This window comes from Amycolatopsis sp. NPDC101161, assembly GCF_044768185.1.
Lineage (GTDB): Bacteria > Actinomycetota > Actinomycetes > Mycobacteriales > Pseudonocardiaceae > Amycolatopsis.
Genome location: NZ_JBIWPI010000005.1, coordinates 897,030 through 916,232 on the forward strand (window position 1 = coordinate 897,030; position 19,203 = coordinate 916,232).

General features: G+C 72.0%; 19 protein-coding genes. 10 read left to right on the plus strand and 9 right to left on the minus strand.

All coding sequences use genetic code 11. The features are described from left to right. Positions 1 to 74: 74 nt before the first annotated feature. Positions 75 to 2,369, plus strand: a complete 2,295-nt coding sequence (locus tag ACIRSS_RS37725) for a transketolase-like TK C-terminal-containing protein (protein ID WP_400903736.1) — start codon at positions 75 to 77, stop codon at positions 2,367 to 2,369. On the opposite strand, the gene ACIRSS_RS37730 is transcribed toward ACIRSS_RS37725, so the two are convergent. Beyond that, entirely contained in the window at positions 2,362 to 2,958 is a 597-nt protein-coding gene (locus ACIRSS_RS37730) for a hypothetical protein (RefSeq protein ID WP_400903738.1), read from the minus strand. The two genes, ACIRSS_RS37725 and ACIRSS_RS37730, sit on opposite strands and share 8 nt — an antisense overlap. Positions 2,959 to 3,084: 126 nt before the next feature. Between ACIRSS_RS37730 and rlmN the strand changes: the two genes are divergently transcribed. Both rlmN and ACIRSS_RS37740 read left to right on the plus strand, forming a co-directional pair. After that, positions 3,085 to 4,191 carry a 23S rRNA (adenine(2503)-C(2))-methyltransferase RlmN gene (rlmN, locus tag ACIRSS_RS37735; protein ID WP_400903740.1) on the plus strand — a complete coding sequence of 369 codons (1,107 nt, stop codon included), beginning with the start codon at positions 3,085 to 3,087 and terminating at the stop codon, positions 4,189 to 4,191. A gap of 32 nt (positions 4,192 to 4,223) precedes the next feature. Further along, the gene (locus tag ACIRSS_RS37740) at positions 4,224 to 4,490 is read left to right on the plus strand and encodes a hypothetical protein (protein ID WP_400903742.1); all 267 of its coding nucleotides are present in this window, start codon (positions 4,224 to 4,226) and stop codon (positions 4,488 to 4,490) included. Between the two features lie 24 nt (positions 4,491 to 4,514). On the opposite strand, the gene ACIRSS_RS37745 is transcribed toward ACIRSS_RS37740, so the two are convergent. After that, positions 4,515 to 5,465: a LysR family transcriptional regulator gene (locus tag ACIRSS_RS37745; RefSeq protein ID WP_400903744.1), complete on the minus strand. Its 951-nt coding sequence runs from the start codon at positions 5,463 to 5,465 to the stop codon at positions 4,515 to 4,517. Between the two features lie 76 nt (positions 5,466 to 5,541). Between ACIRSS_RS37745 and ACIRSS_RS37750 the strand changes: the two genes are divergently transcribed. Continuing rightward, positions 5,542 to 6,387 carry an alpha/beta hydrolase gene (locus tag ACIRSS_RS37750; protein ID WP_400903745.1) on the plus strand — a complete coding sequence of 282 codons (846 nt, stop codon included), beginning with the start codon at positions 5,542 to 5,544 and terminating at the stop codon, positions 6,385 to 6,387. Continuing rightward, the gene (locus ACIRSS_RS37755) at positions 6,384 to 7,760 is read left to right on the plus strand and encodes an MFS transporter (protein WP_400903747.1); all 1,377 of its coding nucleotides are present in this window, start codon (positions 6,384 to 6,386) and stop codon (positions 7,758 to 7,760) included. The genes ACIRSS_RS37750 and ACIRSS_RS37755 overlap by 4 nt, the downstream gene beginning before the upstream one ends. 3 nt (positions 7,761 to 7,763) lie before the next feature. Here ACIRSS_RS37755 and ACIRSS_RS37760 read toward each other — a convergent pair whose 3' ends face one another. Next, positions 7,764 to 8,123, minus strand: coding sequence for a hypothetical protein (locus tag ACIRSS_RS37760; protein ID WP_400903749.1), 360 nt, complete (start codon positions 8,121 to 8,123; stop codon positions 7,764 to 7,766). A gap of 40 nt (positions 8,124 to 8,163) precedes the next feature. Between ACIRSS_RS37760 and ACIRSS_RS37765 the strand changes: the two genes are divergently transcribed. Beyond that, positions 8,164 to 8,532, plus strand: a complete 369-nt coding sequence (locus ACIRSS_RS37765; RefSeq protein WP_400903751.1) for a hypothetical protein — start codon at positions 8,164 to 8,166, stop codon at positions 8,530 to 8,532. A 40-nt stretch (positions 8,533 to 8,572) separates the two neighbouring features. Here ACIRSS_RS37765 and ACIRSS_RS37770 read toward each other — a convergent pair whose 3' ends face one another. The 6 genes from ACIRSS_RS37770 to ACIRSS_RS37795 all read right to left on the minus strand — a co-directional run bounded on the left by ACIRSS_RS37770 (position 8,573) and on the right by ACIRSS_RS37795 (position 13,753). Then, positions 8,573 to 9,367 carry a dimethylarginine dimethylaminohydrolase family protein gene (locus ACIRSS_RS37770; protein ID WP_400903753.1) on the minus strand — a complete coding sequence of 265 codons (795 nt, stop codon included), beginning with the start codon at positions 9,365 to 9,367 and terminating at the stop codon, positions 8,573 to 8,575. A 92-nt stretch (positions 9,368 to 9,459) separates the two neighbouring features. Further along, positions 9,460 to 9,606: a hypothetical protein gene (locus ACIRSS_RS37775; RefSeq protein ID WP_372670665.1), complete on the minus strand. Its 147-nt coding sequence runs from the start codon at positions 9,604 to 9,606 to the stop codon at positions 9,460 to 9,462. A gap of 84 nt (positions 9,607 to 9,690) precedes the next feature. Beyond that, positions 9,691 to 10,173 (minus strand): hypothetical protein, encoded by a 483-nt coding sequence (locus tag ACIRSS_RS37780; protein WP_400903755.1) that lies wholly within the window; start codon positions 10,171 to 10,173, stop codon positions 9,691 to 9,693. 300 nt (positions 10,174 to 10,473) lie between these two features. Next, positions 10,474 to 11,799: a helix-turn-helix domain-containing protein gene (locus ACIRSS_RS37785; protein ID WP_400903756.1), complete on the minus strand. Its 1,326-nt coding sequence runs from the start codon at positions 11,797 to 11,799 to the stop codon at positions 10,474 to 10,476. A 202-nt stretch (positions 11,800 to 12,001) separates the two neighbouring features. After that, positions 12,002 to 13,219 (minus strand): MFS transporter, encoded by a 1,218-nt coding sequence (locus ACIRSS_RS37790; RefSeq protein WP_400903758.1) that lies wholly within the window; start codon positions 13,217 to 13,219, stop codon positions 12,002 to 12,004. A 237-nt stretch (positions 13,220 to 13,456) separates the two neighbouring features. Continuing rightward, positions 13,457 to 13,753, minus strand: a complete 297-nt coding sequence (locus ACIRSS_RS37795) for a putative quinol monooxygenase (RefSeq protein WP_400903760.1) — start codon at positions 13,751 to 13,753, stop codon at positions 13,457 to 13,459. Positions 13,754 to 13,918: 165 nt separating this feature from the next. Between ACIRSS_RS37795 and ACIRSS_RS37800 the strand changes: the two genes are divergently transcribed. The 4 genes from ACIRSS_RS37800 to ACIRSS_RS37815 all read left to right on the plus strand — a co-directional run bounded on the left by ACIRSS_RS37800 (position 13,919) and on the right by ACIRSS_RS37815 (position 19,185). Continuing rightward, positions 13,919 to 15,304: an AlkA N-terminal domain-containing protein gene (locus ACIRSS_RS37800; RefSeq protein ID WP_400903761.1), complete on the plus strand. Its 1,386-nt coding sequence runs from the start codon at positions 13,919 to 13,921 to the stop codon at positions 15,302 to 15,304. A 19-nt stretch (positions 15,305 to 15,323) separates the two neighbouring features. Then, positions 15,324 to 16,148 (plus strand): isocitrate lyase/phosphoenolpyruvate mutase family protein, encoded by an 825-nt coding sequence (locus ACIRSS_RS37805; protein WP_400903763.1) that lies wholly within the window; start codon positions 15,324 to 15,326, stop codon positions 16,146 to 16,148. 162 nt (positions 16,149 to 16,310) lie between these two features. Further along, the gene (locus ACIRSS_RS37810) at positions 16,311 to 17,486 is read left to right on the plus strand and encodes an acyl-CoA dehydrogenase family protein (protein ID WP_400903764.1); all 1,176 of its coding nucleotides are present in this window, start codon (positions 16,311 to 16,313) and stop codon (positions 17,484 to 17,486) included. Between the two features lie 31 nt (positions 17,487 to 17,517). After that, positions 17,518 to 19,185, plus strand: a complete 1,668-nt coding sequence (locus ACIRSS_RS37815; protein ID WP_400903766.1) for an ABC transporter substrate-binding protein — start codon at positions 17,518 to 17,520, stop codon at positions 19,183 to 19,185. Positions 19,186 to 19,203 lie beyond the last annotated feature (18 nt).

A 19,203-nucleotide genomic window follows, 5' to 3' on the forward strand; every position in this document is an offset into this window, starting at 1 on the left:
GGCGGTATCGGTTGTGCGAAGCGCGCACCAGTGCTGTCCTGGTGTGCGCTTCCTGCACGAAAGGTGTGTCGACGATGACCCATGCCCCCGTGACCGCCCCGGCGCTCACCGCGATCGAGCAGCGGGTCCTGTGGCTCGCCACGGCGATCGTGCACCAGGCCAACCGGGTCCGGCCCAACCCGTCGGGGCTGAAGGTCGGCGGGCACCAGGCGTCGTGCGCGTCGCTCGTGTCGATCATGACGTCGCTGTGGTTCCGGCACCTGCGTCCCGAGGACCGCGTCTCGGTGAAGCCACACGCGTCGCCGGTGCTCCACGCGATCAACTACCTGCTCGGCGAGCTGGACGAGGCCTACCTGCCGACGCTGCGCGAGTTCGGCGGCCTGCAGAGCTACCCGAGCCGTGCCAAGGACCCCGACCCCGTCGACTACTCGACCGGCTCGGTCGGCATCGGCGCGACCGCCCCGATCTGGGGCGCGCTGGCGCGCCGCTACCTGACGACCCGGGGGTCCGACGCGGGCACCGGGCGCCAGTACTCGCTGGTCGGCGACGCCGAACTGGACGAAGGTGCGATCTGGGAGGCCATCCTCGACCCGGCCGTCGCCGAGCTGGGCGAGATCGTCTGGATCGTCGACCTCAACCGCCAGTCGCTCGACCGCGTCGTCCCGAACATCGCGGCCGGGCGGCTGCAGGGCATGTTCGGCGCCGCCGGCTGGCAGGTGCTGACGCTGAAGTACGGCCGTCTGCTGGAGGAGCTGTTCACCCGGCCCGGCGGCGCCGAGCTGCGCGCCCGCATCGACGGGATGCCGAACCCCGAGTACCAGCGGCTGCTGCGCTGCGACGCCGCGCAGGTGCGTGACCGGCTGCCCGCGGGGAACGCCGCTCTGTCCGAGCTGGTCGCGTCGCTGGACGACGAGACGCTGCTCGCCGCCATCCGGAACCTCGGCGGCCACGACCTCGGCTCGCTCGACGAGGTCTTCGCGTCCATCGCGGACGACCGGCCGACAGTGATCTTCTGCTACACGGTCAAGGGCCGCGGTCTGCCCACCCAGGGGCATCCGCAGAACCACTCGTCGCTGCTGACCGTTTCGCAGATGGAAGAACTGGCTGCTTCGCTGGGTACGGACCTCGCTTCGCCGTGGGAGGGCTTCGCTGACGGATCGCCCGAAGCCGAGTTGTGCGCTGAAGTCGCTTCGCGCCTTCGCCGTCCGGACGTTCCTTCGGCGCCTTCGCTGGAACTGCCCGTCGACATCGGGCGTACGCCTTCTGGGATGGCTACGACGCAGGCGGCGCTGGGGCGCGTCCTGCTGGACCTGACGCGCGAAGCGCCCGAAGCGGCGAAGCGCGTCGTGACGGTCAGCCCCGACGTCAGCTCGACGACCAACCTCGGCGGCTGGGTCAACAAGGTCGGCGTCTGGTCGGCCACCGAGCGCCGCGACTGGTTCGAGGACGACCCCGAGACGATCATGCACTGGCGGGAGAAGCCCACCGGGCAGCACGTCGAGCTGGGCATCGCCGAGACGAACCTGGTCGGCCTGCTGGGCGAGCTGGGCGCGACCTGGAGCCGGTGGGGCGAGCCGCTGCTGCCCATCGGCGTCATGTACGACCCGTTCGTCGAGCGCGCGCTCGAGCCGTGGTCGTTCGGCATCTACGCGGGCGGGCAGTCGATCCTGATCGGCACGCCGTCCGGCGTCACGCTCGCCCCGGAGGGCGGCGCGCACCAGTCGATCACCACGCCGTCGATCGGCATCGAGCAGCCCGGCTGCGTCAGCTACGAACCGGCGTTCGCGATCGACACCGAGTGGACGCTGCTGGCGGCGCTCGGCCGGCTCGGCAAGCCGGGCGGCACGTCGTCGTACTTCCGGCTCTCGACGCGCCCGGTCGACCAGACGCTCGCCGCGGTGCCCACCGACCCGGCCGCGCGCGAACGCCGTCGCCGTCAGGTCGTCGCGGGGGCTTACCTGCTGCGGCGGGCTTCGGCGCCTTCGGTCACGCTCGCGGCGATGGGCGCGCTGGTGCCGGACACCCTGGCGGCGGCCGAGCGGCTGGCGCAGGTGGGCGTCGAGGCGGACGTCGTGTGCGTGACCAGCCCGGGCCTGCTGTTCGAGGCGGTCCAGGCGCGGTCGGGCCGGGGCGGCGGCGAGTCGTGGATCCTGGACCAGGTGTTCCCGGCTTCGCGGGCGAAGCCGCTGGTCACGGTGCTCGACGGGCACCCGCACACGCTGGCGTTCCTGGCCGGGGTCAACCGGGTGCCGTCGGTCGCGCTGGGCGTCACGCGGTTCGGGCAGTCGGGGTCGCTGGAGGACGTCTACCGGTACCACGGCATCGACACGGACGCGATCATCCGGGCCGCGCTCGATGCCGTCAGCTGAAGGTCGCGCCGGCGAGCAGGGCGTCCATCTTCTCGTTCCAGCCTTCGAACGCCCCGTACTGGACGACGAGGATCTTGCTCGTCGGCAGCCACCACATCCGGACCTGGTTGTTCTGCGTCTCGTCCTTGCAGGTGACCTCCCAGCGGCCGTACTCGGCCGTCTTCGGGCCGATCGGCTTGAAGCCGGACTCGACGAGGTTGCTGCCGGTCGCCTCCGCGGCCTGCCCGGGCGGCGAGGCGGGCGTGATGCACGTCGGCACGTCGGTTCCCGTGTACCAGCCGAAGGGCCGCTTCGCGCTCGGGAGGTTGATGGGCGCGTTGGGGTCCGCGGTCGCTTCGTGCAGGTCGAGGAGCCGCGCTTCGCAGACGACGGTGCCTTCGGCGAGGCAGCCGTCGAGCAGGCCGTCTGCACTCGCCTGGGTGTACTTCGCGCCCGGGGGCAGCGTGACGTGCATCGTCCCGACGACGACCTGCGGCCCGGCGGCCTTCGTCACCGTCGGCACGGGCTGCGCCTGCCCGGCGGTCGACGTGCTGCAGGCGGCGGCGCTCAGGACCACCGCGAGGGCCAGGACGCTGTGCCGGAAGGACACGGGCTCACCTCTTTCGTCCGCTGTTGGACTCCCGGACGGCCTTCCCGGTTTCGCCGGTGACCTGGCGTACATTCCGCCAGGGCGGTTCGGGCGGTGCTGGTGGGCGCGTGGGACACTGGTCAGGTTATGACTGCCCTCCCGCTCGTCTTCGACGCCCCCAAGCGCGGCCTGCCGCCGCGCCACCTCGCCGACCTTTCCGTGGCCGAGCGCGCTGCCGCGGTGGCGGAACTGGGGGAGAAGCCGTTCCGGGCGAAGCAGCTGTCGAACCACTACTTCTCCCGCCTGACGGTCGACCCGGCCGAGATGACGGACATCCCGGCGGCTTCGCGCTCCCGGCTCGTCGAGTCGTTGATGCCGACGCTGCTGACGGAGGTCCGCGCGCTGGAGGCTGATCGCGGCGCGACCCGTAAGACGCTGTGGCGGGCGCACGACGGCACGCTCCTGGAGAGCGTCCTGATGCGCTACCCGGACCGCGCGACGCTGTGCATCTCGAGCCAGGCGGGCTGCGGCATGGCGTGCCCGTTCTGCGCGACGGGCCAGGGTGGTCTGGACCGGAACCTGTCGACGGCGGAGATCGTGGACCAGGTCCGCTCGGCGGCGGCGGTCATGCGCGACGGCACGATGCCCGGCGGTCCCGGGCGGCTCTCTAACATCGTCTTCATGGGGATGGGTGAGCCGCTGGCGAACTACAAGCGCGTGGTGGCTGCGGTTCGGCGGATCACCGACCCGGCTCCGGGGGGTTTGGGGATCGGTCAGCGTTCGGTGACGGTGTCGACCGTTGGTTTGGCGCCGGCGATCCGGAAGCTGGCGGACGAGAAGATGCAGGTGCGGCTGGCGGTTTCGCTGCACACGCCGGATGACGAGCTGCGGGACACGCTGGTGCCGGTGAACGAGCGCTGGTCGGTGGACGAGGTGCTCTCTGCTGCCCGGTACTACGCCGACACCTCCGGTCGGCGGGTCTCGATCGAGTACGCGTTGATCCGGGACATCAATGACCAGCCCTGGCGTGCTGAGTTGCTGGCCAAGCGGCTGCGCAAGCACCTGGGTCAGCTGGTGCACGTCAACGTGATTCCGTTGAACCCGACGCCGGGGTCGAAGTGGGATGCGTCGCCGAAGCCGGTGGAGCGGGAGTTCGTGCGGCTGGTCAACGCGGGCGGAGTAGCGTGCACGGTGCGCGACACGCGGGGCCAGGACATTGCCGCGGCGTGTGGGCAGCTGGCCGCTGAAGGCTGAGTTTTCGTTTCTAGTATGGAGAAATCGTTGTGATGTATGCCCCCAGCCTGTTGGACCCGGCTGCGGAATCGTTGAAGCTGAAGGACTTCGTCGGCGCGACCGATGTCGCGCGTGAGGCCCGGACGTTGCTGGGCGAGCGGTTCAGCTCGGTGACGTTCATGTACGTGCTGATGCGGGCGTTCGAGGTGGAGTACACGGCAGCGTGCGACGCGGCGCGCTGGCACGAGTTCCACGGCGGCCCGCGGGCGCTGTCGGACGCCGACCTGGAGACGCTGCTCGCTCCGTGGCTCGACCGCTGACCACTTCTGTTCAAACGCGGCTGACTACTGCTTGACCGACCGGGCTTCGCGGCGAGCGAGGACGTCGTCGAGACGGGTGCCGACTTCGCTGCAGTTCGCGCGGACGACGTCCAGGAACGCCGCGAGCACCGGGGAGTCGTCCGCCGCGCGGAAGGACAGCTGCAGGTCCGGGAGGCGGACGTGCGGGGTGATGTCGCAGAACCAGACGTCCTTGCGGGTGACCAGCCGCATCCGGGCCGGGCCGAGGCCGACTCCGACGTCGCACGCCGCCAGGCCGATGATCGTGTGGATGTCCCGGGACACCGTGGCGGCGTCCAGCGCGGCCGCGCCGGCGCCGAACAGGTCGCGCAGGCGCGCGGCCACGGCGGGTTCCTGTGCGGGCGCCGACATGATCAGGCGCTCGGCCGCGAGCTGCTCGAGCCGGATCTCCGCGCGGCCGGCGAACGGGTGGGCGGTGCCGACGACCGCGACCAGGTGGTCGGCGCCGATGGGGACGGTCACCAGGCCGTCCACGCGCGCGCCGCGCGGGGTGCCGCGGCCGACCGCGACGTCGAGTTCGCCCGCGACCAGGGCGGCCGTCCCGTCCGGGCTGTTCACCTCCCGCAGGTCGAGCCGGACGTCCGGCCGGGCCTTGCGGAACCGGCCCAGCACGCCGGGCAGCGGGTCGAGCAGGGCCGAGCCGATGAAGCCCATGCGCAGCTGCCCCGTCTCGCCGCGGGCCGCGCGGCCGGCTTCGACCGCGGCGGCCGTCATCTCGCCCAGCGCTCGCCGGGCCCGGGCCAGGAACGCGGTGCCGGCCGCGGTCGGGAACACCCCGCGGGGCGTGCGGTCGAACAGCCGCTCGCCGACCTCGCGTTCGACGGCCGCGATCTGCGTGGACAGCGGCGGCTGGGCGATGCCGAGGGACGCGGCCGCGCGGCCGAAGTGCTGGTGCTCGGCCAGCGCGAGGGCGTAGCGGAGGTGACGGGACTCCATACGTTCAGGATATCGCGCGAGGGTGATCCAGCTATGAAAGTGGATAGCGCGCTCGCCGCGCGGTGAGGTGGACGTCATGACTGAAACCACCGCTTGCGTGCTCGTTCACGGTGCCTGGCACTCCTCCCTGCACTGGGCCGCCACCCAGCGGGCCCTGACCGCGCAAGGCATCACCGGCGTCGCCGTCGACCTCCCCGGGCACGGCGTGACCGCGCCGCTGCCGTCCGGGTACCTCCGGCCCGGACAGCCCGGGCTGGCGACCGAGCCCTCCGCGCTCGCCGGGCTGACCACCGAGGTGCTCGTCGACGCCCTGATCGCCGACCTCGCCGAGGTGCGCCGCCGCTTCTCCCACGTGGTGCTCGTCGCGCACAGCGCGGGCGGCGGCCCGGTCTCGGCCGTGGTCGAGCGGCACCCCGACCTGGTCGACCACGTCGTCTACCTGTCGGCGTTCGTGCCCGCCGGACGGCCGCGCTTCGGCGAATACGTGACGGACCCGGTCAACGCCGGCGCCGCCCACGCACCCCGGACCGGCGACCCCGACGTCCTCGGCGCCTTCCGGATCAACCCGCTCTCGCCCGACCCCGCCGAGGTCGACGCGATCCGGCGGGCGTTCCTGGCCGACTGGCCCGAGGACCGGCCGGGCTGGCGCCTCACGCTGCACCCCGACGAACCGATGGCGTCGCTCGCCGGTGCATACCCGGTGAGCGCCGGGCGGTGGGGCCGGGTGCCGCGCAGCTACGTCCGGCTGACCGACGACCTGGCGCTGCCGCCGGCGACCCAGGACCTGATGATCGCCGAAGCGGACCGCCTGGCCCCGGAGCACCCGTTCGCGGTGCACTCCCTGCCCGGCGGGCACTCGCCGTTCCTGACGCGCCCCGGCGAGCTCGCCGAGCTCCTCGGCCGGATCGCGAAGCAGGCATGAGGCCCGCCGCGCAAGCCGTGCTGCTGTCGGGGACGTTCGTCCAGCTGATGAGCGTCACCGTGATGCAGCTCGCCGTCCCGCGCATCCGCCACGACCTCGCCGCCGGCTCGGGTGCGGGCCAGCTCGCGCTGGTCGGCTACACGCTGACCTACGCCTGCGCGCTGATCACCGCGGCCCGGCTCGGCGACCGGTTCGGCTACCGGCGGATGTTCGTCGCCGGCACGGCCGTGTTCACGCTGGCGTCGCTGGCCGCGGCCGCCGCGCCGGACGTCGGGACGCTCGTGGTCGCCCGGCTGGTGCAGGGCGCCGGCAGCGGCCTGGTCGCGCCGCAGATCCTGTCGCTGATCCAGACCGCGGTGCCCGCGGACCGGCGGGCCGGGGTCTTGGGCCGCTACGGGGCGACGATGGCCGTGGCATCGCTGGCCGGCCCGCTGTGCTGCGGCGTCCTGCTGCACTTCGACCCGTTCGGGCTGGGCTGGCGGCTGGCCGTGGCCCTGCCGGTGCCGGTGGGCGTCGTGTCGCTGGCCCTGGTCCGGATCCTGCCCGCCGGGCGTGGCCCGGCGGACGCGAGCCGGGTGGATCCGCTCGGTGCCGCGTTGTCGCTGACCGGGCTGGTCCTGCTCGTGCTGCCGCTGACCCTCGGCCAGGACGCGGGCTGGCCGGCGTGGACGTGGGCGAGCCTGGCCCTCGGGCTGGGCCTGCTCGCCGCGTTCGCCGCGGCCCAACGCCGAGTGCGCTACCCGCTGGTGCGCCCGGAAGCGCTGACCGCGTCGAGGACCCGGTGGGGCATCGGCGCGGTGTTCCTCTTCAACGCGGGGATCCCGTCGTTCAGCCTGCTGCTTTCCTTGCACCTGCAGGGCGCGCTGCACCGCGACCCGCTGGTGACGGCGTTGACCGTCGCGCCGTACGCGATCGGTGCTTTGCTGGGCAGCGCGGTCGCCGAAGCCGCGGCACGCCGGTTCGGTGCCGCGGCGCTCGCCGCCGCGTCCGCCGGCGTGGCCGCGGTGTCGCTGCTGCTCATCCCGGCGCTGACCGGGCCGGCGCCGCTCCTGTGGGCGGTGCTCGGAGCCGGCGGCTTCGCGTTCGGCGTGTTCACGGCATCGGCGTTTTCCCTTGTCTTGAACCGGGTTCCGGTGCCCGTGGCCAGTTCCGTGTCGGGGTTGCTGCCCACGGCGCAGCAACTCGGCGGCACACTCGGCGTGGCGCTGGCGGGGGTCGTCTACGCAGCCGGGGCAATGGACGCGGCGATGGGCTACGAGGCTGTGGTGTTCCTGCTCGCGGCCGCTGCCACCGCCCGACTGCGGAAGCCCGCTACGGAAAGTCCCGAAGGTGTGTCGTGGCAAGGTTCGCTGTCAAGGCCGAAGAACTGCTGAGCTCTACCGCGATTCCTTGGGCACCTGTTCGAGGGCACGTCGGCGGGCCCTCGCGGCATAGCCCACCGGGTCTTGGTCGTATTCGGCGGTCGCCGTCTGCCAGCGGGTGAACGCGGCGGCGATGTCTTCTTCGCTGTGCAGCCAATCGGTGCTGACGCCGTGCCCGACTTCGCCGTCGGGGGTGTAGGCCTGGTCGAAGCCGTGCAGGTGCAGGAGCGCGTTCCTGGTCATCGGATCCGTGACACGCTCGGGGGTGTCCTCGACCCACGGCACTGCCCAGGAGTGCGCGTCGGTCCTGGTGATGGCACCGGAGATCAGCGCCGTCCAGGTGCGCGCCACCTGTTCGCGGTCGGGAACGGCCACCAGTGGAGACTAGCGGGGCCGGTGCTACGGTTTTCGCGCCATGGCACCGGTACCCGTCGCTCCCCGCGATCTGACGCGGGCGGAACGCGAAGTCCTCGAATTCCTGTTGTCGGCGGATTTCGCCGGCGCGGACCGGCTTCGCGCGCAGGTACCGCATTGCCGGGTGGTGGCGGTGTGGGTGGCCGGGCAGCCGAGCGTCGATCTCGCCGTCCCGGATACCGTTCCCCCGGCTCGAGTTCCGGACGGCGAGATCCCCGCCGGGGCGGAAGTCCGCGACGGCACCGGGCAGTACTTGGGCGAGGTGCTCGTCTGGGTCGAAGGCGGTCGTCTTTCCGCCATCGAGTACGCGTGGGTCACCGACGAAGCACCCGATCGGCTGCCCGATGTCTCGTCGATGAACCTCGTCTGACGAGCCGCGGTGCCCGGCGAGGTCGCCGGGCACCCGGCCGTCAGGGGTTGTCCAGCGTCAACGCCGTGCAGCGGATTCCGCCGCCGCCCTTGCGCAGCTCCGTTGTGTCCAGCTCTGTCACCGTCATGCCCATCGACCTCAGGTCCGCGGCGAGCCGCGGGGCCCCCGATGTCATCGTCACCGTGTGGCCGTCGCTGATCAGGTTCAACGCGAACGCCGCCGCCTCGGCCGGTGCCACCTCGATCAGCTCCACGCCCAGTCCACGCAGTGTGCGCAGGCTCGGTGCGTCCAGCGCCTCCGGGTTGTAGGCCAGGACGCCGGAACTGATCACCGCCACCGCCAGATCCAGGTCGTACCACCGGGAACTCGTCGTGCGGAGCGGGACGACGTCGTAGTCCAGGTGACGCGCCAGCGTGCGCAGCGCGCGGGTGTCCGTGCGCTGGCCGTGGGCCGCCAGCAGCAGGGAGCCGCACGCCAGCGCGTCGCCCTGGCCGCTGAACGCGTACCGCGTCGAGGCGACTTCGAAGCCGTGGGACTCCAGCCAGGCCCGGTGGTGCGGGGTTTCCGGGGCCCGCTCCGGCGGGAGCGTCGCCAGCACCGCGCGGTTCCCCTGCACCACCGCCGCGTTGGCGGTGTAGGTCATGTCGGGGCAGGCCGGGTCCGCGTCGACGAACTCGACCTTGCGGCCGGCGGCCAGGTGCGCCTCCACGATGTTCTCGTGCTCGGTGAGTGCGGCGTCCACGTCGGGCTGGATCGCGACGTGCATGTACGGGTTGATCTCGTAGTCGACGCGGAAATACCGCGCGGAACACATCAGAAGCCGTTGGTGCGTCATGGGTTCACTCGATTCGTCGAGACGGGCGGGCGGTCGGGCTGGGGGGTGGCCCAGCCCGGGCGGCGCACGGCCGGCGAAGCGAGCGAGCCGGGTCAGCCCAGGCCGCGCAAGCGGAACAGCTCGATCGTCATGAGGTAGCCCGGCTGCGAGCGGGCCGCGTCGATGCGCTGCGCCACGGTCGTGGCCGACGGCGCCGGCCGCATCGCCGCGCTCACCGCGCGGACCAGTTTGGCGATCATCCTGTTTTCCTTTCTCCGGGGAATCGGGGGAGAACTCAGCGTGCCGGTCGGTGGGGCCGGAGGTCTGGCCGGATCCGGACACGTTCACCGCGTCGCGTTGAGGAAGCCGATGACGACCGCGCCCCACCAGCACAGCTGCGAAACCGCCGTGGTGAGGCCGCCGTGGACGAGCAGGCGCGGCGGGACGGGGTCGTCGAACGGCGCCATCCGCCGGCCCAGCACCGTCGCGTGCACGCCGTTGACGGCCAGCACGCCGACGAGGCAGAGCTTCACGACCGTGGCCGCGGACCCGAGGTCGGGCGACAGCAGCGCGCCGCTCGCGACCAGGCCGGTCACCCCACCCCAGACCAGCGGGTGCAGCCGCGACGCGCTCCGGACGGCCTCGGCGAACGACACGCGCCCGAGCGCCCACAGGGCGAAGAACCAGTCCGCGACCAGGACCGCGCCGAAGCCGACCACGAGCGACGCGAGGTGCGCGAACAGCGCGACGTCGTGCCACGCGGTGTTCGGCCTCACCCGCGTCGACAGCCAGATCGCCGCCGCGAGCAGCATGATCGAAGCAGACATGGCGCCATAGGCCGCGTAGCGTCGGTGGACACCGGGCCCCGGTGGACGCGGGGCGGGCGGGATCCGTACCGGGATGCCGTTGTCGAGCATGACGTGTCCTTCCGGGGAAATCCGTGGGAGAACGGGTTCCGCCGGAACGACCGGTGCGTCCGACCTGCCTGCGTCAGCGGGAAACCTGTCCTGTGCTGATTACAGGCCATCGCGGACTTGGCTGGGAGCGTTGTCCGCAAAGGACAATCAATCCGGGGTTTTCCAGGAGAAGACGGGGACGGCGGCGTCGTTGCCGGGCCGTCCCGGGGGCTAGGCGGACACCGGTCCCGCGAGGGCGGAGAGGTCGTGTCCGCCGCGTTCGGCGGCGCCGAGCACGAAGTCCCGCACCGGCGACGGCACCCCGAGGCCGTCGACGTACGGGTCGGCGTGCGTGAGCAGCCCGGCGTCGGCGATCTCCTCGGCCAGCTCGTCCAGCGCCGCCGGCCAGGGATCCGGTGCACCCGGCGAAGTTCGCGCCAGCTGCTCCAGCAGTTCCCGCGCGGGCGGGCTGAGCGTGCGGTACGCCGACTCCAGGGAGTCCCGCAGGGACAGGTCCCCGACGCTGAGCCAGTCCACCGTGTTGCCGTTCAGGCGCCATTCTTCGACGACCCGCCGCAGCGTCAGCCGCGGCCGCGACGCGATCTTGCGCAGCGCCAGGTCGAGCGCGAGCGGCAGGTCGCCGCACAGCTCGGCGAGGCGGTCGCAGTCGTGCCCGGCGGAGACGGCGACGTGCGGCAGCGCCGCGGTGATCATCGCGATCGAGTCGCCGCGCGGCAACGGCGTCAGCTGCAGCCGGTGGACGTCCCGCAGGCCCAGCAGGCGTTTGCGGCTCACCAGCAGCGTCGTGCTCGTGGTCGTCTCGGCGAGCAGCGGGCGCACCTGCTGCTCGTCCTGGACGTTGTCCAGCACGACGACGAGCCGGCGTTCGGCCAGCAGCGTCCGGTACAGCCCGGCGCGGTGGTCGAACGTGCCGGCCAGCTGGTCGTCGTCGACGCCGAGCGCGCGCAGGAACCCGTCGAGGACGTCGGCGGTCGCCGGGGCCGGGGGAGCGCCGCCGCCGTGACGCAGGCCGCCGAGGTCGGCGTAGAGCTGCCCGTCGTTCTCCTCCGCCGCGATCGCGTGCGCGTGGTGCAGGGCCAGGTCGCTCTTGCCGACGCCGGCGGGCCCGCTGATCACCATCGGGGTGTCGCGCGGGGACCGCAGCCAGGCCAGCTCGGCCGCCCGCCCGGTGAACCCGCGCGGTCTCGGTGGTAGCTGCGCGGGGTGCGGCGGGGTGCCGCGGCGCTGGAACAACGTCGGTCTTCTCTTGCGGCCCCCGAACGGGGGCTGCGTATAGCCGCTCGTCGCGGCGTGCCAGTGCCGGCGCCACGCCTCGTCGTCGCCGCCGCACGCGGCCACGAACGCCAGCGTCACCTGCAGCGACGGCATCCGGTTGCCGCTCGCGGCGCTGGAGAGCACCGACGACGAGAACATCGCCGACCGGGCCATTTCCCGGTAGGTCGGGTTCCCGGCCCGCGCGCGCAGTTCGCGCAATTCCCGGGCGAACTGGGTGGCGATGCCACCGGACGTGTTGACGGGTTTTTCTGGTCTGCCCATGTGAATCCCTTCCCCTTTGTTCACTCAGAGTCGCTCGTGGAAGCCGGTGTCTCTTCCGCTTCTTGGCGGCCTTGCTAGCCCGTTCGGGTATTTCGATGACACTTGGTGGATCATTTCCGGGTGCTTTTTTACGACGTCCAGGTGAATTGCGGCAACACTCGACGGCCGCCCGCGCGCAGCGGACGGCCGTCGGGGGCCGGGCTCAGGCGGCCGCGGGGCGGGCCGCCGTCATGCCGAGCAGCGCGCACAGCGCCGCGACCAGGCCGAGCGCGCCGCACAGCCACCACACGCCGTTGCCCAGGGCGACCCACGCGGCGACGCCGAACAGCGGGCCGAGCGCCATGCCGAGCCCGAAAGTCGCCTGGTGGGCGCTGATGTAGCGCGCCTTCACGGCGGCCGGGAACGTCGAGGGGTAGGCGAACATCGTCGGCCCGTTGACCATGATCCCGAAGACGAACACGACCGTGCAGACGACGAGCGCGACCGCCGAACCGCCGCTGAGCCCGAACCCGGCGACGCCGAGGCCCATCAGGACCGTCCCCGCGGTGGCGGCGACGTGGCCCGGCCAGCGCGTGACGTACGAGGTGATCTTCAGCTCGCACAGGATCAGCACGGCCGACGCGGTCACCAGCACGACGCTGTACAGACCCGCGGAGTGCCCCTCGGCGGTGATCTTCAGCGGAAGGGAAACCGTGTACTGGACGTAGATGACCGACCCGATCAGCACCGAGGCCAGGAAGAACCAGAACCGCCCGTCCCGCAACAGGATCCCGTACGCCGTGCGCGTCCGGCCCTCCTTCGGGGACGCCGGTTCGCGCTCGACGCGGTGGTCGGGCAGCAGCCGGAGCGCCACGACCGCGTAGAGCAGCGCGGTGGCCGCGTCGAACCACAGCAGCAGGTTCCAGTCGAGGAGGATGAGCCCCGCAGCGACGAGGGGGCTGAGCGCCGCGCCGAGGTTGAGCGCGATCCGCATCATCGAGAAGCCCATCACGCGGTCGTCGCCGGGCATCAGCTCGCTGAGCAGGACGGCGGCCGCGGGCCGGTAGCTCTGCGTCGCGAGGCCCGCGAGCAGCAGCGCGGCCAGCAGCGGGACGTAGAAGCCGGGACGGCCGAACACCGGGACGACGGACAGGACGGCGGCCGAACCCGCCATCGCGGCGGCGATCGTCGCGCGCGGGCCGATGCGGTGGACCAGCTCGCCGCCGAGGAGTCCGCCGAGGACCGAGCCGACGCTGTAGGCGGCGATGGCGACGCCGGCCTCTCCCGCGGAGAACCCGCGGAAGACCAGGTACAGCACCATGAACGTCTGGACGAACGCGCCGAGCTGGTTGACGAGCACGCCACCGAGCAGGTAGCGGACCGGCGTGGGCGTCCGGCGCAGGACGGCCCGCACGCCGGCGGGTCTTTCGGTGGTGGTCACGGCCGAGCCTCCAGGTGGCTTGCGAAAGGGGGTGCCGCACCCGCGATCCGGGGTGCCGGCTTCCTCATTGCAGCGGCCTGGCCGGTTGACCGGCAGAGTTGTTTTCGCCGGAAAATCAATTCCGGGGTGATGTGGGCTACGCGAAATGTCGGAGCGTGACGCCGTTGTCGCGGAATTCGCATTACCCGCGCCCGGCCGGACGCGGCGATTGCTGCATCCGGCCGGTAAGCGGGGAAATCAGAGCCCGACGACCAGTTCGTGGTCGATTTCGACGAACTCGGTGATCAGGTCGGCGAACTTGCCGGCGATCAGTTCCTTGTAGACCGCGGAGCCGGTGTGCGCGTCGTAGGCGGCCTGGTCGGCGAAGTGCTCGACGAACAGCAGGAAGTCCGGCTTGGCGGGCTCGCGGTACACGCGGAAGGACAGGGTGCCGTCCTCCTGCCCGGGCCCGAGCGGCGCGAACTCGTGGACGAGCGCCTCCGCCTCGGCCTGCTTGCCCGGCTTGAGGGGGATGGGGAAGACCTTCGCCAGCATGGGAAACCTCTCGGTAGTGCGGTGCTTGCTTCGCCGACCACTGTGCCGAGCGCGGGCGCGTGCGTCCGGCCAGATCCGGACACGTCTTCTCGTGGGGTGCGCACCTACCCAGTCATGTCCGGATCCGGCTAGCGCCCGCCGGGCCCGATCCCCTACACCTGGGACATGACGACTTTTTCGGCCGTGGTCACCACCGGCATCTACTGCCGGCCCGGGTGCGGGGCGAAGCCGCTCGCCGAGAACGTGAAGACGTTCGAGCTGGCCGCCGAGGCGGAGGCCGCCGGGTTCCGGGCGTGCCTGCGCTGCCGTCCCTACCGCGTCGCCGGCCCGGTCGCCGCCGACGCGCCCGAGCTCGTCTGCCGCGCGATCCAGCTCATCATCGCCGGTGCGCTCGACACCGGCACCGAAGCCGCGCTCGGCCGGCGGCTGGCGGTGTCCCCGCGGCACCTGCGCCGGCTCTTCCACGACCACCTCGGCGTGACCCCGGACCAGCTCGCCCGCTCGCGGCGCGCGCACTTCGCGCGCCGCCTGCTCGACGACTCCGACCTGACGGTCGCGGACGTGGCGTTCGCCGCCGGCTTCGGCAGCCTGCGCCAGTTCAACCGGGACATGAAGCTGGTCTTCCGCGCGTCCCCGGTCGAGCTGCGCAGCCGGCGCCGCAAGGCCGACCGGATCGCCGCGGACGGCGGCCTGCGGATGCGGCTGCCGTTCGCGCCGCCGCTGCACTGGGACGCGCTCACCGCGTTCCTCGCCGAGCGCGCGGTCCCCGGCGTCGAGTCGGTGCGCGACGGTGTCTACCGGCGCACGATCAGCCTCGACGGCGAAGCCGGCGTCATCGAGGTCGAACGCGGCGGCGACGACCACCTGCTGCTGACCGCGCACATGCCGTTCTGGGAAGGCCTCATCCACGTCGTCGACCGCGTCGGGCGGATGTTCGGCGTCGACGCCGACACCGCACCCGCCGAGGCCGCCCTCGCGGGCGACCCCGTCCTCGGCCCGCTCCTGCGCGAACGGCCCGGCCTGCGCGTGCCGGGCGCGTGGGGCTTCTTCGAGATCGCGGTGGAAGCCGTGCTCAGCCAGTACAGCGTCCGGACGCGCGTGCGGCGGCAGCTGGCCGCGCTGGTCGAGGCGGCGGGGCAGCCGGTGCCCGGTCTCGAGCACGGCCTGACCCACCTGTTCCCGTCGGCCGAAACCCTCGCCCGAGCGGACCTGGACGCGGCCCGGCTGTCCGCGGCGGCCGCGCGGACGCTGCGCGGGTTCGCCTCCGCCGTGGCCGAGAACGAGACCCTGCTCGACCCCGGCGCGAGCCTGGCCGACTGCACCGCCGCGCTCACGGCGTTGCCCGGCATCGAGCAGAGCACCGCCCAGGAGATCGCGCTGCGGCTGGGGCACGCCGACGCCTTCCCGGCCGCCGAGCGCACGGTCGAGACGCAGCTGCTCGAGCACGACGTCTTCGCCGTCGCCGGCCGCATGGCCGCCGCTTGGCACCCGTGGCGCGCCTTCGCCGCCACCCACCTGATCGCCGCCGGCACACCGACGCCGGCCGCTTGACCACCCAAAAGGAGAACCGATGTCTGCCAAGCGCCTCGCCGAGCGGCTGCGCGCCCTGCACACCGACCGCACGCTGGTGCTGCCGAACGCCTGGGACGCCGCCAGCGCGGCCCTCATCGCGCGGGCCGGGGCCCCGGCCATCGCCACCACGAGCGGCGGGGTCGCCTGGTCCGCGGGCCGGCCCGACGGCCACGGCCTCACGCGCGAGGAGATGGCCGAGCTGGTCGCGCGGATCGTGCGCGTCGTCGACGTGCCGGTGACCGCCGACATCGAGGGTGGCTACGGCCCGTCCGCCGACGACGTCGCGGCGACCGTCCGCGCGATCGTCGAGGCCGGCGCGGTCGGGATCAACCTGGAGGACTCGACCGCCCCGGGTGGCCCGCTGTTCGACGTCCCCTCGCAGGTCGGCCGGGTCCGCGCGGCCCGGGACGCGGCGACCGCGGCCGGTCTGCCCGAGCTGTGGATCAACATCCGCACCGACGTCTACCTCTTCGGCATCGGCGAGCCCGAAGGCCGGCTGGACGACGTCCTGACCCGCGCGGGCGCCTACGCGGCGGCCGGCGCGGACAGCCTGTTCGTGCCGGGGCTGATCGACCTGGAGACGCTCACCGTGCTCGTCAAGGAGAGCCCGCTGCCGGTGAACGTGATGGTGTGGCCGGGTGCCCCGACGGTCGCGGAGCTGGAAGCCGTCGGCGTCCGCCGGATCAGCGTCGGCACGGCGATCGCCCAGTCCGCCTACGCCGTCGCCCAGCGCGCGGCGGCCGAGCTGCTGGAGCACGGGACGTACACCGCGCTGGAGGGCGGCCTGGACTTCGGGGCCGTCAACAGCGCCGTGACCGGCTGAGTCCTTCCCCGGACGGGGCCGCGGCGGATTTCCGTCGCGGCCCTGTCTACTTCCTTTTTGCACCCCGTTGATTTTCCTTGGTGGACAACCGTTTCCATCAATTAAACCGCTGGCTTCAATCACTTCCACGACCGCGAAGAAGACCTCGAGGGAAGTGATGTGATGACCGCAGTCGAGCCCCTGTCCGTCCGGCCGCCCCAGACCGCCGCGGAGATCCTCGCCCGGGCGCAGGCCCTCGCCCCGGTTTTGCGGGACCGTGCCGAAGAGATCGAGCGGGCCCGCCGGCTGCCCGCGGACGTCGTGGACCTCCTGCGCGGCACCGGGGTGTTCCGGATGGGGTTCTCCCGCGCCCACGGCGGTCCCGAGCTCACCTCGATCGAGCAGACCGAGGTGATCGAGGCCCTCGCCTACGGCGACGCCGGCGCCGGGTGGTGCGCGATGATCGGGTCGGACACCGGTCTCTACGCGTCCTTCCTGGACCACGCCGTCGCCGAAGAGATGTTCCCCAGCCTGGACATGGCGACCGCGGGGCTGCTCTTCCCCAACGGCCACGCGGAAATCGTCCCCGGCGGCTACCGCCTGACCGGCCGCTGGCAGTTCGGCAGCGGGGTCACGCACGCCGACTGGGTCGTCTCCGGAGCGTTCCTGTACCGCGACGGCGAGCCCGAGCACGACTCGATCCTGCTCATGGTGCCGAAGGCCGACGTCGAGGTGCTCGACACCTGGCACACCACCGGCCTGGCGGGCAGCGGCAGCTGCGACTACGCGATCACCGACGTGTTCGTGCCCGCCGCGCACACGCTCACCTTCGCCGAGGTCCGCGGCGGGTCCGGGCCGCTGGCCCAGCCCGAGGTCCACATGCGGAACATGCCGGGCGTCGCGCTCGGCGTCACCCGCGCCGCGCTCGACCACGCGACGGACACCGCCGTCGCCGCCGGGCGCGAGGACGACTACCGCACGCAGACCACGATCGCCGACTGCGAAGGCGACTTCGCCGCGGCTCGCGAAGGCGTCTACGGCGCTTTGCGGCGCCAGCACGAAGTCCTGTCCGCGGGCGGCACCCTCGACGACCTGACCCCGCGCGAGCGGGCCGCGCTCCCGCTGTCGCGGCGGCACGCGTTCCGCACCGCGCGCTCGATCGTCAGCCGCCTCTACGACCTCGTGCAGACGTCCGCGATCTACCGGCCTTCGCCGCTGGACCGCTGGCTGCGCGACACCACCACGATGTGCCAGCACATCGTGGCGCAGGACCGGATCCTGCAGACCGCCGGCGCCCACCTCCTGGGCGGCCGGCCCGCGTTCCCGCTGGCCCTCGGCATCACCTCCAGCCGGCGCTGACTCCACCCCACCCAGAAGAAGGAAGACACCCATGCGCAAGCTCCGGGCCGCCGTGTGCGCGGCCGCCGTGCTGGCCGTGACGCTCACGGCGTGCAGCACCCCGAGCGGCACCACCGCCGCTCCTTCGCCGGACGGCGCCGCCGCGCCCGCCGGCGCGGCGAACATCGACCGCGACGCGGTCATCAGCTACAGCGAGACCGAGCCGGCCAACCCGCTGGTGCCGGGCAACACGACCGAGGTCGGCGGGATCAGCGTGCTGGGCACGCTCTTCCGCGGCCTGATCGAGTACGACGCCAAGACGGCCGCCCCGCACAACGCCGTCGCGGACTCGGTCACCACGACCGACTCCAAGGTGTGGACGATCAAGCTCAAGCCCGGCTGGACGTTCCACGACGGCACCCCCGTCACGGCCAAGAGCTTCGTGGACGCGTGGAACTACACCGCGTACTCCCCGAACCTGATGGCCGGCGCCAGCTACTTCTCGCACGTCGTCGGCTTCGCGCAGGTCAACAACGCGACCGCGGACGGCAAGCAGCCGGCGACCCTGCCGGCCGCCAAGGAACTGTCCGGCCTGAAGGTCGTCGACGACAAGACGTTCACCGTGACCCTCGACGCGCCCTTCTCGGAGTTCGGCGTCCAGCTCGGCTACGCGGCGTTCTTCCCGATGCCGGCGAGCTTCTTCGCCGACCGCAAGGCGTTCGAAGCGCACCCCGTCGGCAACGGGCCGTTCAAGTTCGACTCGTACACGCCGGGCAAGGACCTCGTCGTCAAGCGGTTCGACGGCTTCGCCGGCGCGCAGAAGCCGAACATCGGCGGCATCGACTTCCGCTTCTACACCGACCTCGACCAGGCGTACGCGGACGTCCTGAAGAACAAGCTCGACTTCCTCTCGTTCACGCCGTGGACGTCGACGCAGGGCGGCAAGATCAAGAAGGACCTGCCCGAGGACCGGCGCAAGACCTACACCTACCTCGGCTACCAGGCGATCGCGTTCCCGCTGTTCGACAAGCGCTACGCCAGCCCGCAGTTCCGGCAGGCGATCTCCATGGCCATCGACCGGAAGGCCCTGATCCAGCAGGTGTTCAACGGCGGCCGCACCCCGGCTGACGGCCTGGTCGCCCCGAACGTCCAGGGCCACGTCGACAACCAGTGCGGCGAGCTGTGCACCTACCAGCCGCAGAAGGCCAAGCAGCTGTTCGACGCCTCGGGTTTCCAGGGTGACATCGAGCTGACCTCGAACATCGACTCCGGCAACCAGGAGTGGATGGAGGTCATCTGCAAGCAGATCCAGGCTTCGCTGGGCCACCCCTGCAAGTTCACCCCGCAGACGACGCTGGGCGACTTCCGCAAGCAGCTCAACAACCGGACCGTCACCGGCATCTACCGCTCGGCGTGGGTCGCGGACTACCCGTCGATCGAGAACTTCCTCAACCCGCTGTTCCGCACCGGGGCGGCCTCGAACGTCGGTCAGTACTCGAACCCGAAGGTCGACGACCTGCTCAAGCAGGCCGACGCCGCGCCGTCGCAGCAGCAGGGCCAGGCGCTCTACCAGCAGGCCGAGAAGCTCGTCCTGCAGGACATGCCGACCATCCCGATCTGGTGGCAGTCCGGCACGGCCGCCTGGGCGTCCCGGTTGCACAACGTCCAGCCCACCCAGTTCCGCGAGCTCGACCTCTTCAGCGTCACCGTCGGCAAGTAACCCGTGCGAGGTCGTGAG